13 protein-coding genes are annotated in these 16,491 nt (G+C 38.9%); 8 read left to right on the top strand and 5 right to left on the bottom strand.

Going from position 1 to position 16,491, the window contains the following annotated elements; all coding sequences use genetic code 11:
• The first annotated feature begins 419 nt into the window (after positions 1-419).
• Together H3R28_RS01585 and H3R28_RS01590 are read left to right on the top strand one after the other, a co-directional pair.
• Positions 420-1,325, top strand: coding sequence for an N-acetylmuramoyl-L-alanine amidase (locus H3R28_RS01585; RefSeq protein ID WP_198209175.1), 906 nt, complete (start codon positions 420-422; stop codon positions 1,323-1,325).
• 292 nt (positions 1,326-1,617) lie between these two features.
• Entirely contained in the window at positions 1,618-3,192 is a 1,575-nt protein-coding gene (locus H3R28_RS01590) for a 2-isopropylmalate synthase (RefSeq protein WP_198209173.1), read from the top strand.
• Positions 3,193-3,223: 31 nt separating this feature from the next.
• Here H3R28_RS01590 and H3R28_RS01595 read toward each other — a convergent pair whose 3' ends face one another.
• Positions 3,224-3,553, bottom strand: a complete 330-nt coding sequence (locus H3R28_RS01595; RefSeq protein ID WP_198209171.1) for a hypothetical protein — start codon at positions 3,551-3,553, stop codon at positions 3,224-3,226.
• 479 nt (positions 3,554-4,032) lie between these two features.
• On the opposite strand from H3R28_RS01595, the gene H3R28_RS01600 reads away from it, so the two are divergent.
• The 6 genes from H3R28_RS01600 to H3R28_RS01625 all read left to right on the top strand — a co-directional run bounded on the left by H3R28_RS01600 (position 4,033) and on the right by H3R28_RS01625 (position 10,212).
• Complete coding sequence (locus H3R28_RS01600; protein WP_110438296.1) at positions 4,033-5,079, top strand: rod shape-determining protein; 1,047 nt, start codon at positions 4,033-4,035, stop codon at positions 5,077-5,079.
• Positions 5,080-5,215: 136 nt separating this feature from the next.
• A complete protein-coding gene (mreC, locus tag H3R28_RS01605; RefSeq protein WP_198209169.1) occupies positions 5,216-6,124 on the top strand; it encodes a rod shape-determining protein MreC in 909 nt (302 codons plus the stop codon).
• Positions 6,125-6,126: 2 nt separating this feature from the next.
• A complete protein-coding gene (locus tag H3R28_RS01610; protein WP_232351179.1) occupies positions 6,127-6,708 on the top strand; it encodes a hypothetical protein in 582 nt (193 codons plus the stop codon).
• 13 nt (positions 6,709-6,721) lie between these two features.
• Positions 6,722-8,647 carry a penicillin-binding protein 2 gene (mrdA, locus tag H3R28_RS01615; RefSeq protein WP_198209167.1) on the top strand — a complete coding sequence of 642 codons (1,926 nt, stop codon included), beginning with the start codon at positions 6,722-6,724 and terminating at the stop codon, positions 8,645-8,647.
• A gap of 12 nt (positions 8,648-8,659) precedes the next feature.
• Positions 8,660-9,817, top strand: coding sequence for a rod shape-determining protein RodA (gene rodA / locus H3R28_RS01620; RefSeq protein ID WP_155565699.1), 1,158 nt, complete (start codon positions 8,660-8,662; stop codon positions 9,815-9,817).
• 2 nt (positions 9,818-9,819) lie between these two features.
• A complete protein-coding gene (locus H3R28_RS01625; protein ID WP_198209165.1) occupies positions 9,820-10,212 on the top strand; it encodes a DUF3293 domain-containing protein in 393 nt (130 codons plus the stop codon).
• A 5-nt stretch (positions 10,213-10,217) separates the two neighbouring features.
• Here H3R28_RS01625 and H3R28_RS01630 read toward each other — a convergent pair whose 3' ends face one another.
• From H3R28_RS01630 to hrpB, 4 genes are all read right to left on the bottom strand, one after another.
• Positions 10,218-11,291, bottom strand: coding sequence for a hypothetical protein (locus tag H3R28_RS01630; protein ID WP_198209163.1), 1,074 nt, complete (start codon positions 11,289-11,291; stop codon positions 10,218-10,220).
• 150 nt (positions 11,292-11,441) lie between these two features.
• The gene (locus H3R28_RS01635; protein ID WP_198209161.1) at positions 11,442-12,509 is read right to left on the bottom strand and encodes a hypothetical protein; all 1,068 of its coding nucleotides are present in this window, start codon (positions 12,507-12,509) and stop codon (positions 11,442-11,444) included.
• A 264-nt stretch (positions 12,510-12,773) separates the two neighbouring features.
• A complete protein-coding gene (locus tag H3R28_RS01640; RefSeq protein ID WP_155580677.1) occupies positions 12,774-13,946 on the bottom strand; it encodes a S1C family serine protease in 1,173 nt (390 codons plus the stop codon).
• 40 nt (positions 13,947-13,986) lie between these two features.
• Positions 13,987-16,449, bottom strand: coding sequence for an ATP-dependent helicase HrpB (gene hrpB, locus H3R28_RS01645; RefSeq protein ID WP_198209159.1), 2,463 nt, complete (start codon positions 16,447-16,449; stop codon positions 13,987-13,989).
• Positions 16,450-16,491 lie beyond the last annotated feature (42 nt).

The following is a 16,491-nucleotide window of genomic DNA, read 5'->3' on the forward strand; positions in this document are numbered from 1 at the left end:
CTTAAGGGAAATGTAACCATGAAGCATTTTTAATTAGGAATTTCGATCATTTTTTGTTTATTTCTGAATTGTTATAAGATTTAAAATAATTTTAAATTCTAGATTTCTTTCATTAAATTTTCGTAAATATTAAATGGACATATTTTCGCTATCAAAAATAAACAATAATTTATAGGACTTTATAGGTTATTGATTTGTTATTAAAAATAAAGACCTACAATTATTTTAATATCTCAAAACGCGCTATGAAAGCAAAGGTTTTTTGTTGCTAAAAACGTGATTTATGGCTTTTGATCAAAAAAATGTAGAATTATTGCAATAATGTCGAATTATACACTGAATCCTATTTCGGGTATACAGATTCTTAGACATGAATTAACATTATTAATATACATTTTGATAAGGTAATATAGATTGAAATGGCTTTAAATTTTTCCAGACGAAATACGTTATTAATGTCAATAGGAGTTTTGTTTCCTTCCTTTTCATTTGCCATGAAACAAAAAAGACAAAAAAGAATTGGAGCAACTGGAAAAGGTCGTAATCAAGTTAAATCCACTTCCAAGGTGAAGACATTCAAAGGTAAAACCAAGGCGCCAGCTATCATTGGCAAAGCCAGATCAGCTTTACCATTAATTGTGCTGGATCCTGGTCATGGTGGAAAAGATCCTGGGGCCATAGGATATTCTGGAACCTATGAAAAACATGTTGCATACGCTACGGCTGTGGAACTTGCCAATCAGTTGAGACGCTCCGGACGATATCAAGTTTATCTGACAAGAAGCTCAGATCATTTTATTCCCTTGAATGGACGTGTAGATTTTGCCCAGAAAAAAAGGGCGAACCTTTTCATATCGATGCATGCGGATGCCTTGCGGAATTCATCTGTGCGAGGTGCAAGTGTCTATACTTTATCCAATCATGCATCTGATGCACAATCTGCTGCATTGGCTTCAGTTGAAAATCAAGCTGATCGTTATGGTGGCCCCAATATTCATGTAACTTCTCCAGCGGTGGAAAAGATATTGGCCAGTCTGGTTAAAATGGAAACAAAAAAAGAATCTGCAGCAATGGCGCAAAATGTTGTCTTATCGTTTAATTCCCGTGTTGGTTTGTTGCCTAATCCCAAAAGACATGCCGCTTTTGTGGTTTTAAAATCAGTAAACATTCCATCAATTCTTGTTGAAATGGGGTTTATGTCTAATCGTAAAGATGAGGCTGCTTTACGTCAGTCTTCATATAGACAGTTAATAGCCATGTCCATGAAAAATGCTGTTGATCGGTATTTTACAATTGGCGGAAGTGTAACACATTTAACGGGCTAAAAAATAGGACTTGCTTTTTTTGGGGAAAAGTGATGTCATATCAGCATGAAATTTATGGTATTCTCTCTTATGGAAAAAAATTTTTTCTATTTTAAAAATAGAGAACGGATATCTGTGTTTTGTTTGATCTTTCAACTTAGCAGCCCCTAGGTAAGATAACCTTGTAAAATAGGTTATCTTATTTAGGGGTTTTTTTGTAATTTCCTTTAAAAATTTATTTTTTCATAGGCAAACTGAGGGCGTGAGTTGCGTCCAGAATATGCCTGTAAACGATTATGAAGGTTCATCGGATATGAATATAAATCATCCATCATTTGGAAAAATTGACAAAAATAGAGTTATTTTTTTTGATACAACGTTACGTGATGGTGAACAGTCCCCTGGTTTTTCAATGAATTTGGATGAAAAACTGAGAATGGCTAGAATATTGACTGAATTAGGAGTTGATGTAATCGAGGCAGGATTTCCCGTTGCGTCAACAGGAGATTTTGAAAGTGTTTACAGAATTGCTGAGCTAATCAAAGATTCAGTTATTTGTAGCTTGGCACGTTCAGGTGGTAAAAATGATATTGAAAAGGCGGGGGAAGCTTTAAAACCGGCCAAGCGTAAACGTATTCATAATTTCATTTCGACTTCTCCACTGCATATGAAATATAAATTGCGTATGGAACCTGAAACCGTTTTGGAAATTATTGCCGATGGAAATAAAAAGGCCAGACAATTTACAGATGACGTTCAATGGTCAGCGGAGGATGGATCACGCACAGACCCAGATTTTTTATGTCGCTGTGTTGAAGTGGCCATTAAAAATGGAGCGACAACAATTAATATTCCTGATACGGTTGGTTATTCAACTCCTGAAGATATGCGTCGTATATTTAAAGATTTGTTGGAAAGGGTTCCAGGTGCTGATCAGGTCATTTTTTCTTGCCATAACCACAATGATTTGGGACTAGGGGTGGCTAATACTATCGCATCACTGCAAGGTGGAGCAAGGCAAGTTGAGTGTACTATCAATGGAATTGGTGAACGGGCCGGGAATGCTGCCCTGGAAGAAATAACAATGATTTTACGGACACGTCACGATGAATTTCCTTATGATAACCGGATAATTTCGAATAAATTATTAAATGCCTCGCGGACTTTATCAACGATTACCGGGTTTGATGTGCAACCGAATAAGGCAATTGTAGGTAGAAACGCATTTGCACATGAAAGTGGTATCCATCAAGATGGAATGTTGAAAAATGCAGAAACCTACGAGATCATGACACCTGAAAGTGTAGGCTGGAACCGTTCCTCTTTTGTTTTGGGTAAACATTCGGGTCGAGCTGCTTTTAGGGACAAATTAAAATCATTGGGATATGATGAATTTTCTGATGAGAAATTAAACGAGGCGTTTCAGCGATTCAAGACGTTGGCTGATCAAAAGAAGACGGTTTACGATGATGATATTTCGGCTTTGGTTGATGATGAAGTCAGAGATCATGAATTTATCCGGTTTATTGATATGTCCATTAAAAGTGGGATAAGAGCTTCTGAGGTTTTATTGACTCTTGAAGTTGACAAACAAAATAAAAAAATCGAATTTACGGGAAATAGCGGGTCGGTTGACGCAGCTTTCAATGCGATTAGGAAAATTTTCCCTCATCCTGAAGCAACATTATCCCTATTTTCGATCGGGGCTGTTACGCAGGGAACGGATGCACAGGCAAAAACAACTGTAAGGTTGGAAGAAAATGGCAAAACAGTTGATGGTCAAGGAACAGATGTTGATACCGTGGTTTCTGCTGTTAAGGCCTATGTCCATGCTTTAAATAAATTGTTAACAAAGCGTCAGAGACAGAAACCAGAAAACGTTTCTTAAAAATGGAACGGCGTTTTGACGCCGTTTTTGATTAACGACGGGGTGAATTGTAATTATTAACTGGTTGCTGACGATATTGTTGGTTTTGATAGTACTGATTATTATAATTGGGTCCTGGACGATTAGGTGTTGTTAAAGCGCCAACACCTGCCCCTAACGCTCCACCAGATAAAGCTCCAATAGCGGCTCCTCTTCCCCCTCCTGCAAGGGCCCCGATGGCTGCTCCGGTTCCACCACCAATAAGTGCACCAGTTCCTGCCCTTCCACCAGCACTATAGCCATTATCACAGGCAGTTAAAAAAGAAACAGATAATATAACGGTTGAAAACCCCAAAAAAGTTTGTTTGCTAATTCTAAACATTTATAAATTCTCCTTGTTATTTATTTATATAAAATATGTTTTTTGTCATTTTTATGAAAATTTGATTTTTGATTATTAAAATTAATTTTTAAAAAGACATAAAAAAGTCAGAATAAAACGTATAAACAGTGAAACATAAATAATATGCTAAGGGGGGTTTAAATAATTATATTTTCGATTCGTTTTTATTTTTAAAATGAATTTTTATTTAAATGAGAAAAATATTAGTCAAAATAGGTAATTACATTGTAGGAAATGATTTTTTTACATTTTTTTTTAGTGAACGATACTTTAAGGTAAAAATAATATATAAGGCTAAATAGCATTTGCCAGATAACGCTTGCTCCATTGGTTGTAAATGAGTAAGTCGAAAGGAAATACTGTGAAAAGTAGGGGTTGGTAATTTCTATCAAATTGTGATGATAGAAATTTAAGACAAATTTTTGTTAGAATTATAAGTTTGTTGTCGGGAGTTTTGGATGTTTTCTCGTCTGTTTGGTTTTATGTCTGCAGACATGGCAATTGATCTTGGAACGGCTAATACACTAGTCTATGTCAAAGGTCGTGGAATAGTATTGAATGAACCATCAGTTGTTGCCATTGCTGATGTTCGTGGGAAAAAGCAGGTTTTGGCCGTTGGGGAAGAGGCCAAAAATATGGTGGGAAGAACGCCTGGTAATATAACTGCTATACGGCCAATGCGGGATGGTGTCATTGCGGATTTTGAAGTTGCGGAGGAGATGATTAAGCATTTCATACATAAAGTGCATAATCGTCGTATGTTTGCCAGCCCGCAAATCGTAATTTGTGTTCCATCGGGATCAACGGCCGTTGAAAGGCGGGCTATCCAGGAAAGCGCAGAAAGTGCAGGTGCTCGACGGGTTCAGCTGATTGAAGAACCTATGGCTGCTGCAATTGGGGCCGGTTTGCCAGTTACGGAACCCTCTGGCAGCATGATTGTTGATATCGGAGGAGGTACGACCGAGGTTGCAGTAATTTCCCTGGGGGGAATTGTTTATGCGCGTTCCGTTCGAGTTGGTGGTGACCGAATGGATGATGCCATCATTGCCTATATACGTCGTAATCATAATCTTTTAATTGGGGAGAGTTCAGCGGAAAAATTGAAAATGGAACTGGGAGCCGCTATTCCCGATTCCTCCAAGGAGGATGGCGGTCCTTGGCGTGAAGTAAAAGGCCGAGATTTGATGAATGGAGTGCCAAGGGAAGTTTTGGTTTCCCAGGAGCAAATTGCCGATAGTTTGGCTGAACCGGTTTCTCAAATTGTCGAGGCAGTATCCGTTGCTTTAGAGAATACCCCTCCAGAACTGGCTGCTGATATTGTTGATAAAGGGATTATGTTGACAGGTGGGGGCAGTCAATTGCTTCGACTGGATGATGTTTTGCGACAGGCGACAGGGTTACCTATTATTGTTGCAGAAAATCCATTGGACTGTGTGGCTTTGGGAACAGGACGTGCATTGGAGGAAATGAAAAAGCTTAGGAATGTTTTAACAACTATGTATTAGTTGTTACGTCAACACAATTGAGAAAATATAAAAAATAGCGTTAATATTAATAAGCAATATACAGTTTGGTATATTGCTCATCTTATATATTAAGTAGCTGGTTTAAAATGAAAAATAACGTAAAAATATTACGATAATGATTCCTATATCCATTCAAATCAAGCAAGCGTTGGCAAAATTAATCTTACCATTCTTATTTGTAATGGCGAGTTTAATCATGTTGCTTGGCCAGGCAAAACCCAAATTAATAGAAGATATACGGTTAAAAGTTATTGATTTTCTTTTGCCTGCCTATGTTTTGGTGGAGAGACCGTTTGATATTGTTCATGGTTTTTTTCTGAATGTTAATACAGTTAAAAATATTTCTCAGGAAAAAAAGAAACTTGAAGAGGAAAATGAGCAACTTAAGGGATGGTATCATGTTGCAATAGGATTGGCAGAGGAAAATGTTGAATTGAAAAATCAATTGCATTGGATACCCGATCCGACAATATCCTATATTACCGCACATGTTGCCGCAGATGGAAGCGGAATTTATCATAAGGCAGTTTTGGTGATGCTACAACCGGGGCATGGCGTGCACGCCGGTGAAATTGCCTTGAGTGGTTTCGGTTTGATAGGTAGAGTGACAGAAATTGGTGATCGTTCTGCCAGGATACTCTTAATCAATGATCTTGCCAGTCGAATTCCTGTTAATTTAATGAGTTCACATGTACAGGCGATTATGGCTGGTGATAACAGTCTTTATCCCAAATTGATTTTTTACCCGGAAGATAAACCTCCAACTGAAGGGGAGAAAGTTTTGACTGACAATAAAGGAAACGCTTTTCCGACTGGAATTCCTGTTGGTTTCGTACATTATCTTGAACCTGGACATCCCGTTGTTGTGCCTTACACTTCATTGGAAAGCCTGAGAATTGTTCGAATTTTTGATTTTAAAAATTATGATATCATTCCACCTGATGCACCGGGACGTGTAAATCTGGCTAAAAAGAAGATGAAAACCAGGCCCGTCGCCAATCCTGAATTACTAGGCCATGATTAGGAATGATTAAAAAAGAAAAATCATCTGAAAGTAAAACACATAAAAGGCATCCAGGGATACGTCCTTCTTTAACGAGGTGTCAAAAAATTGATGCTGTCATTCGTTGGATGGTTCCTATGGGATTTAATCTGTTTGTAATTTTAATCTTTTCAGTTCCCTTGAATATTCCTGGCCGTAATGAACTGTTATTGGCTATTGTGATATCATCGGTTTATTTTTGGTCAATTTATCGTCCAACTTCCATGCCGGCAATTGGTGTTTTTTTTCTGGGGTTTCTTATTGATCTCCTAAACTTTTCCTCACCTGGTGTTGTGATTTTCATTTTACTTATTGTTTATGGAATGGCAATCACGCAGCGTTTTCGTCTGGCAAGATATAATTTTTTAATAGTCTGGTTAATTTTTTCAATAATTGCATTGAGTGTTTTTTTTATACAATGGCTGTTGATTTCTTTGTTAAGTTTAAAGCTGTTTTCAGTTTCATACTTTATATTTGAGATGGTTTTTGCTATAGGATTTTATCCGCTCTTATCAATCATGTTTACCTGGGCCCATCGTACCATAGCTGATCCCGAACAGGTGTAGAACAACTTGTAAAATGAAGAAAAGATTACCCTATCGTATCAGAAATGTATTGTCAGATACGAATTCGCGACGTGTATTTACGCGGCGGGCAATTTTGATTCTAGCGGCTCAAACAGGGATCTTGTCTTTATTGGCTAATCGTCTTTATAAATTGCAGGTTGTAAATGGCGATCGATATATAAAAATGGCTAAGAAAAACCTTATAAGCAAAAGGTTATTGTCTCCACCTCGTGGACGTATCCTTGATCGTTTCGGGGCCATTCTTGCCAATAACAAGATAAATTGGAGGGCCATGCTTATACCCGAAGAAACAGACAATGTTTCTGATGTGATAGAACGGTTTGCTGATTTAATTTCCTTGGATGAGCATGATTACGCCCGTATACAATGGAATTTGGATCATCAACGTCGTTTTATACCCATTATGTTGAAAGATTTTCTGTCTCGTGACGAAATGACGATTATCGAGGTGAATTCGCCTTCCCTACCAGGTATTGTCATTGATGTGGGTACTAAAAGACTTTATCCATTGGAAGGTTTGTTGGCTCATATTGTCGGTTATGTAGCGCCCCCAAATGATAAAGACATTGCACAGAATACCATTTTGGCGTTGCCAGGTATGCGAGTGGGTCGGTCCGGGATCGAGCAGACTCAGGAAAATGATCTATGTGGAAAGGCCGGTGAGGTTCAGGTTGAAGTAGATTCCGTGGGACATATCATTACAGAATTAGGCCATGTTGATAGTATCCAGGGCCAGGATGTGGCCTTGACCATTGATGTTGAATTGCAAAAGGAAATTTCCTCAATCGTCGCGGACCAATCCGCCAGCGCAGTTATTTTAGATTGTCGGAATGGGGAAGTGATGGCAATGGTCAGTAATCCATCTTTTGATCCTTCCTTATTTGACAGTGGTGTCAGTCATGCACAATGGAAGACCTGGATTCAAGATGAAAGGAGTCCCTTAACAAACAAGGCAGTGGCAGGTTCTTATCCTCCCGGTTCAACCTTTAAACCTGCTGTTGCCCTAGCTGCGCTTGAAGCTTCAACGATTACGGAAAATACGCGTATTCATTGCCCGGGTTATTATGATTATGGGGGAAGCCGATTTCATTGCTGGAATAAATATGGACATGGGTCACTCGATTTGCATGGTGCCCTAAAATATTCTTGTGATGTATATTTTTACGAGGTTGCCCGCAGGACGGGAATGGAAGCAATTCATGCCACATGTGATAAGCTCGGTTTGGGAGTGGGGTTGCCGATTGAGTTGACTCATGTGCGTTCCGGGTTAATTCCCACTCCTAAATGGCGTGAGTCCCGAGGACATCACTGGAATGTAGGTGATACAATCGTCAGCGGTATTGGACAGGGATTTGTTCATGTAACCCCATTGCAGCTTGCCACTTATGTGGCGAGAATTGCCACGGGTAAAAAAATTGATCCGCATCTTATTAGGAAACGTAATAATATTTTGGTTCCGCAAGCAGATCCAAACTATTGGCAAAAACTGGATATCAAGCCTGATTTTCTAAAAATGATCAGATTTGGAATGTATGCTGTAGTCAATGAAAACAAAGGTTCGGGTGCAAAAGCAAAAATGGATTATCATGGTATGTTATTGGCTGGAAAAACGGGTACGGCACAGGTAAAGAGTGTTTCCCGTGCATTGAGAGAAAGTGGCCATTTCAACTCTGCTAATTTGCCATGGAAATATCGTCCTCATGCGTTGTTTATTTGTTTTGCCCCTTATGATGATCCACAATATGCGATCTCTTTAATTGTTGAACATGGTAATGCTGCGGCTTCTGTTGCGGCGCCTTTGGCACGTGAGATGATGGTTGCAACATTAAAGTGTGATCCTGCAAAAAATTGGGAAAAAGATCAGTCTAAAAATACAAGAACGGAAACAGATGATTCAAAACCATCTGAAGTTGAATGAAGTATAGACATAATGGTTTTTGAGAAACGTTTATTAAGAGCAGAACCAAATTTTAGAATTCTGGGCAAGCTTTGGCGAGTTAACTGGTTGTTTGTTGGAATGATCTGCCTTCTTGCAATGGTTGGTTATTTTGCCCAATATTCCGCTGGGGGAGGATCTTCCCATCCTTATGCTCATTCACAATTTGTTAAATTTTGCGTGGGTTTTATAATCATGATAGGGTTGGCGTTAACTCCTCCGCAAATATTGGTAAAACTGGCTTGGCCTCTTTATGGACTGGCTGTAATGTTATTGGTTGCAGTATTGCATATGGGGCATGTGGGTAAAGGAGCAGAGCGCTGGATTATAATTGGCGGTATTGCCTTGCAACCTTCTGAATTAATGAAAATTGCCTTGGTTCTTTTATTGTCCAGCTGGTTTTACAAAATTAGCTGGAAGCAGATGGCAAATCCATTACGTTTGATTATTCCTGCAATCCTTGTATTATTACCTGTTGTTCTTGTATTAAAAGAACCGAACTTGGGCACAGCGGTTATTATAGGTTGTATAGGGGCTGTTATTTTTTTTGCGGCAGGTATGCGCTGGTATTTGATTCTTTTGTTACTAACACCGATCCCGTTTGTCATAAAGTTGGTTTATAATCATTTGCATGATTATCAGAAAGCGAGGATTACCACTTTTATGCACCCTGAAAATGATCCATTAGGAGCGGGATATAATATCATCCAGTCAAAAATAGCATTGGGATCTGGTGGAATGTGGGGACAGGGATATTTGCATGGTACACAGGGGCAATTGAATTTCTTACCAGAAAAACAAACTGATTTCATCTTTACGATGATTGCAGAGGAATGGGGTTTTGTGGGGGGAATCTGTGTTATAGGGTTATTACTGTTAATTATTGTGGGGGGCATGGTTATCGCCATGCGGTCACGTAATCAGTTTGGTCGCTTGCTTGCATTGGGGATCACGATGAATTTCTTTTTTTATTGTGCAGTTAATCTTTCAATGGTTATGGGTGCCATACCCGTGGGGGGTGTGCCGTTACCAATGGTATCCTATGGAGGGTCAGCCCTGCTGACGGTAATGTTTGGATTTGGTCTTTTATTATCTGTACAAGTTCATAAAAATTCAACATTTGGTGAAGATCAATCTTATAAAAAGATATAACAATGACTGGAATATTACCTGCGACAAATAAAATTAGATCTAACTATATTAAAAGTATATATCAGGCTGGAACTGTTAAAATCAGAATAGGGCACTATCCTTTAAATTTACCCAAACGCTATAAAAGTAAGAAACTGGTTATGATGAGTGCCTGTAACCCGGGAGGAAGAATAAAGGCCAAGGGATGGAACAAGCGCATGATGCAAAAACTTTCCTTGTATTTGTCAGGCTATGATTACAGAAAAGGGACAGGAACTTTAAGAAATTTTTCAGAGCCATTATTTATGGTTACCATGGATCCCATCAAGGCGATCGTATTGGCAAGAAAGTTTCGTCAAAACGCGATTGTTGTTATACAAGATCAACGATTATCGCGTTTGGTATTTCTGAATTGATGGAACTAGAAAACAAAGTTCACCGCCATTTGAGGCTGAACAAAATTATTTGCATTATGCCCATCCACGGTTAAAGCCGTTCCAACAATAATACCTATGCGGGTGGAGGGGTTGTATTCGATTGCTGGTGCAACCTGAATGTCATGGGAGGCACCATTTACTTTATGTTGATAGGAATTGGGTTTATCAAGGTAACTCCCTTTTATTCGAGTGCCCTTTGCCCAATCATAAACAAGGTCAAAAGCCATTAACCATTTTTTATCCAGACCATACTCCAGGGAAAAACCTGTATTGCCAAAAAGTTTTGATCTTGCATTTCCACGAAATCCAGTATCAGTGCCGTAACTGCTAATATTGCGGAGATTAACGGAATTCAGAGGTTCCCTGCCCATACCCCAAACACGAACTCGAATGGCTTTATCAAATACCTGATATGCGGCTTGGGACTGCAATCCAAATCTCAGCGTATAATTGCCTGTTCCTGCACCGTCCAAATGACGACCAAGATTGTTATAATTGCCTGTTGGAAAGATCATGCCAAGGACAGTAGTTAGGCTAGGTTGGTAATGGGCATCTTCTTGATCAATCCAACGATATTGAATCTCAAAAGGTAAATCCGAGAAATGAACTGTACTAGCTGTTGTGTGACCGTTCCAGGTATAGCGGATCTGGGGCACAATCTGAACTGACAGGCGATCGGTTGCTGCATATTTAACCAATGTATAATTCAGGGTATTGTCAGTTCTATGTTTGGAATTCATGGTTTTTCCATTTGCCTGATAGGCACCACGGCTTATTGTGTTTTGCAAATACGGTTCGACAACAAAAGTCCCGGCATTGACCAATGCCCCGGATGGTGCCAACAAGGAACCCGTATATCTTTGTTCCTGTAAAATTTTGGAACCTGTATCTTCCTTGTTTTCCTCTTGTGTAGCTTCAAGCGCAATGTCGTTCGGGACAGCGTATACGTTAACAGAAGGGTTGAGTAAACCGAGAAAACCAAAACAAAAATAACTAATTTTAATTCTGTTTTTAAGCATACGAAATAGAATACAGGAATTGCTGAAAATTTGAGTCATAAAATGGCTCCTAGTCAGGGATAATTCATAATGCTTCTATAAAATGACCTTATAATTGTTATAAATTATAAGGTTATCAGATAGTTGCTTATTCTATATAGTTCAATCGCTTACGGTTGCAATATTGATGAAAAGTTAAATTTTATCAGATTAAAAAACGATGTTCACGGCACATTGAGGTTGAATGAAATCATTGGTATTATGGCCGTCAACGGTCAATGCCGCACCAGCGATAAGTCCAACGGCCGGTGTAAAGTTATATTCTATACCAGGAGCGATTTGAAAATCATGAGAGGCACCTGTGATATGGCGTAAATAACGCTGGTGATTATAATTTCCCCTAATATGTGTCCCCTGAGCCCAATCATACTGAAAGTCAAAGGCCAATACCCATGCTTTGGTTATTCCAAATTCAAATGAAAATCCGGCGTTGCCAAATAAGCCACCTCTGACTGTGCCTGCAAAACCCTGATCTGTACCATAGTTGCTTATCCCCTTGATATTTCGGTGACCAATAGGTTTTCGACCTACACCCCACCAGCGGAAGCGTATGGCGCGATGAAATATTTTATAGGCAGCTTGGGAATGAAGACCAAAACGTAGGGTATATTGTCCACTTCCAAAAGCATCAAGGGAACGGTTCAACTGATCAAAATTGCCGGTTGGAAAATTCATGCCCAGGAAAGTCGTGAAGCTGGGTCGATAATGTGCGTTATCCTGGTCAATCCAGCGATATTGAAATTCTACAGGCAAGTCAGAAATATGTACACTGCTGGATGTGGTTTTACCGTTCCAGGCATAATTAACCTGTGGGGTTGCCTGAATGGTCAGATTATCGGTAATGGCGTATTTAATCAAAAGGAAACTGTCCGCTGAATCTGTCCTGTGTTTGCTATTTTTGACGCTGCCATCGGATTGATAGGCCCCACGGCTGATTGTAGATTGGAGATACGGTTCCAAAGCAAGGATACCTGCCTTGGTAATGGCACCTGAAGGGGAAAGAAGGGAACCCGTATATCGTTGTTCATCCAATACATTGACACTGTCGGATATATTATTGATTGATGAATTGTTTATATCGGATTTAGATGCATTGCTTGCATATGTGTAATGTGAAGTAAATATCACAGAAATGCAAATTAACGAAAAATTTATTTTAGTATTATTGCAAAACAATAAAAATTGAGATACAGGGGTTTGTATGAAACGACGATGCATCAAAAAATTCCTCAATCAAAGTTATGGGGAAAACATAAATTATAACGATTTTTTATGATTAAATAATTTCAAGTGATCAATTAATAGTATTTATAACCATTTGTAATTAGTAAAGATTAAATATTATATTTGTTAAAATGGATTAAAATATTCATTTAATTATTATCTTAAGATAAAATTGATCACCAATGTAATAAAATTATTCGTATTCATGATATCAATCTATAAAAAAATTTTATTTTAGCAAGAGATAAAAAAAATTTGTTATTCTACATCATCTTTTGGTCGATGACCAACCGTAACATCAAGTTTGATGGTTTTCTTGTTGCGCCTTATTGTCAGTTGTAAATTTGATCCAGGATGTGCAATGGCCACTGTTTTAATAAAAGTACGAATTGTGTCTACATGCTGATCGTCGATTAATTCAACACGGTCATTAATTTTGATTTTTGCCTTGTAGGCCGGGCCATCCAGATCCAGATCAATGATTTTCACTCCATTGTGTCCAGAATCCTCTTCAAGGGTAACACCAAGCCATCCGCGGTCAATAAATCCTGTTTTACATAGTTGAGTAACAATGGGGGCAGCGATTTCAGAGGGGATACCAAAACCAATTCCAACAGAACTGCCGGTAGGGGAAACAATTGCGGTATTCAAGGCGACAACTTGTCCGGCAAGGTTAAAGGATGGTCCTCCAGAATTTCCCGGATTCATTGGAGCATCCAATTGCAAAAAATCGTCAAAAGGGCTGGAACCAATATCGCGGCCACGAGCTGATACAATTCCGGCAGTGACGGAAGAACCAAGGCCGAAAGGGTTTCCTGCAGCAAGAATCCAGTCACCAACCTCCACTTTGCGACTGTCACCCCATTGTACATAGGGAAGGGGATGATCGCTATCAATTTTGATGACTGCTATATCTGTAAGGGAATCATTACCGATAACTTTTGCTGTGAAACGTTTTCCATTCGTAAGATAAACTGTTATGTTGTTGGAAGTCCCGATTACATGCGTATTGGTTACTATGATCCCATGGGGATCAATGATAAAACCAGACCCAGCTTCTGTAACCCTACGGTTGCGGGTATGTTGACGTTGCCTGAATTCTTTTTCAAATGGTGTTCCCTTTAAGGAGGGTGGTATATGAATGTTTCTGGATTGTTTTGTATATATATTTTGGGAAACCGAAATGTTAACAACGGCTGGTACAACTTTTTTCACTAGCGGGGAAAAGGTCAGAGGCCCATTTTCTACAAGTGGTGTTGCGGAGGCCGTAAATGTGTCGGATGGAATGACTGTTTTTGATGGTTCAATATCTTTTTTATTTATATCCTGCGCATAGACGGGAAAATTGAATAAAACAATAATGAGATAAGTCTTGAGATTGAGACCTAGCTTTTTTTTTATCTGGTTTGAATATTCAATTGGTACAAACATTATTAATCTATTCAAAAAATTTAAGTTATTAAATAAACTATTATTCGTCATTCATGGGATTTTCTGGCCAGTGATGTTTGGGATAACGCCCCTTCATATCTTTTCTCATATCTTTCCAACCCTCTTTCCAAAAATTTTTCAAATCACTGGTTACTGCTTGAGGTCTATTGGCTGGGGACAGAAGACAGCATTGTAATCGAATTTGTCCTTTTGCAATAGAAGGAGTATCTTTTATACCATAAAATTTTTGTGCATGTGCCGAAATAATGGGTGCGGGTTGTGTATAATCAATATAAAATTTATTATGATTCAATATAATAAATTCAGGAAATAACCGATTTAGTTTTTGGCAAATATCATAACCAAGATAGGCTTCGAGAATATTTTTTAAGTCTATTTTTTTTAGATCTTTCAAATTATTGATTTGTGTGATCCAGGGGGATAACCATTTTTCAATATGCACTTCAAGCTTGTCATCAGTTAAATCCGGAATTTTTTCTTCTGCTAAATATTGTCTTGCCCATGAAGCACGTGACTGTAATTGTTTTGTAGCCTCGTTCCAGTTCAAAGCCTTATAAAAATTGTTTTTAACATAGCCAAGCAAGACCGGATAAGCCTTTTCGGCTGGGGCTATATCGTTTCTGTCTTGTAAAATAAGCCGCCCAAATTTTACTTGTTTTCGGGCAATGACTTTTCCATTGGTTGGGTCAATAGAAATATTTTCTACCTGACGGGACTGATTAAGGATAAAATCGGGAAAAATATCGGAATTCATGCGTGCTGCCAGACAGATTCTGGCTTTTTTCTGAGTATGGATATTTGCAACAATTAATAGTTTTTCCTTTGCCAATATATCTTGTTGAGAAAGATATGCACTGCCACCGCCTGCCAATCGGAATGATCCAATTTCATCACGTTTTTGTGCCAATCGGTCGGGAAAAGCGGCGCATAATAATTTGGCAGGATTTCCAAGAGATTTTTGGGTGAGTGGTATTTTTAATCTTTTGCGATATTCCTGGCTTATACGGTGGATACGGTGCCATAACTCCTTATCATGTTGATTATGCGGTAGGGTTTGTAGCCAGTTCAGACGAGTTTGGATATCGCAGGATTGGTCATGATTTTTACGAAAAGGATCACGCTCTTCCAGTAATGCAGCCAGATCAGCCGCCAATGCCTTTTCTTCATTTGAGTTTGCTCTTAACATCATTGACGCCAAACGTGGATGCGCACCGAATTGAATAATTTTTTTACCAAAATCAGTGATGAGCCCTTTTTCATTTAACGCACCTAATAAAGTCAGTAAATTGTTGGCCGCCTCAAGAAGGCCATTGGAAGGAAAATCAGGAAAGACCAATTCCTTTATTGAGGTTCCCATAAGGTCTGTCCATGTTTTGCAAATCAATAAGAATTCACTTAATTCACTTGATAATATTTCAGGAGAATCATGCGGGATAAAACTTCGTTCCATCGCTTGGGTCCATAGACGATAGACAATTCCTTCAGCTTCACGTCCAGCCCTTCCAGCCCTTTGATCAGCTGCTGCCCTAGATATTCTTCGTGTTAAAAGTCGTGTTAGTCCAGTGTCTCCGTCCAATTGAGGAGCACGACGAAAACCTCCATCAATGACAATCCTTACGCTAGGAACGGTTAGGGAAGTTTCAGCAATGGAAGTGGTCAAAACTATCCGCCTTTTATCTTTGGCACTGACAGATCGCAAGGCCTTGTCCTGTTCTGTGGAATGTAATTCGCCATACAGAGGAAGAACTTCAGCATCTGGTAATGTAAGTATATTCATTGTGCGATGAATTTCGGTAACGCCTGGTAAAAATACCAGTATATTACCCTGATTTTTGTAATAAACATTCTCTATTTCCGCAGCGGTTATTTTGGGCAAATCTTTTATTGCATGAATATCTCTTTGTCGATGATGTATTGTTACAGGATGTATTCTTGATTTATTTTCAATAATCTGACAGTTTAATATTTTTTGTAGTTGAGACAAGGATGGTGTAGCCGACATTGCGATGAGCCTTAAATCCGGTCTCAGGTTTTTTTGAAGATCACGACACAAGGCAAGACAGAGGTCAGACTCAAGGGAACGTTCATGAATTTCGTCAAAAATAATAGCGGCAACTTGGTCAAGAAATGGATTGTTCAAAAGATGTCTCAAGAACAGTCCATGTGTAACAACCTCTATACGGGTTTTTGAACTGGCCACTTTTTCCATGCGGGTTCTGTAACCTATCGTTTGGCCAATGGTTTCATGATATAGACAGGCCATCTGTTTTGCTGCGGCTCGGGCGGCAATGCGTCGTGGTTCCAGCATGATAATCCTATGTCCGTTTCGCCATGGAGCCTGTAATAATGACAAAGGTACAAGGCTTGTTTTTCCTGACCCTGGTGAAGCTACAAGAATACAGTTCTGATGGGTAAGTAGATGATCATGGAGTTCTGGTAAGGTATTCTGTATTGGTAGGGAAATGGGATCAGGTTTAAACATAAGTTGAGACTAGTCGATAAAATGCCTTGGTGACATGAATGA

The organism is Commensalibacter sp. M0268 (assembly GCF_016101925.1).
GTDB lineage: Bacteria > Pseudomonadota > Alphaproteobacteria > Acetobacterales > Acetobacteraceae > Commensalibacter > Commensalibacter melissae.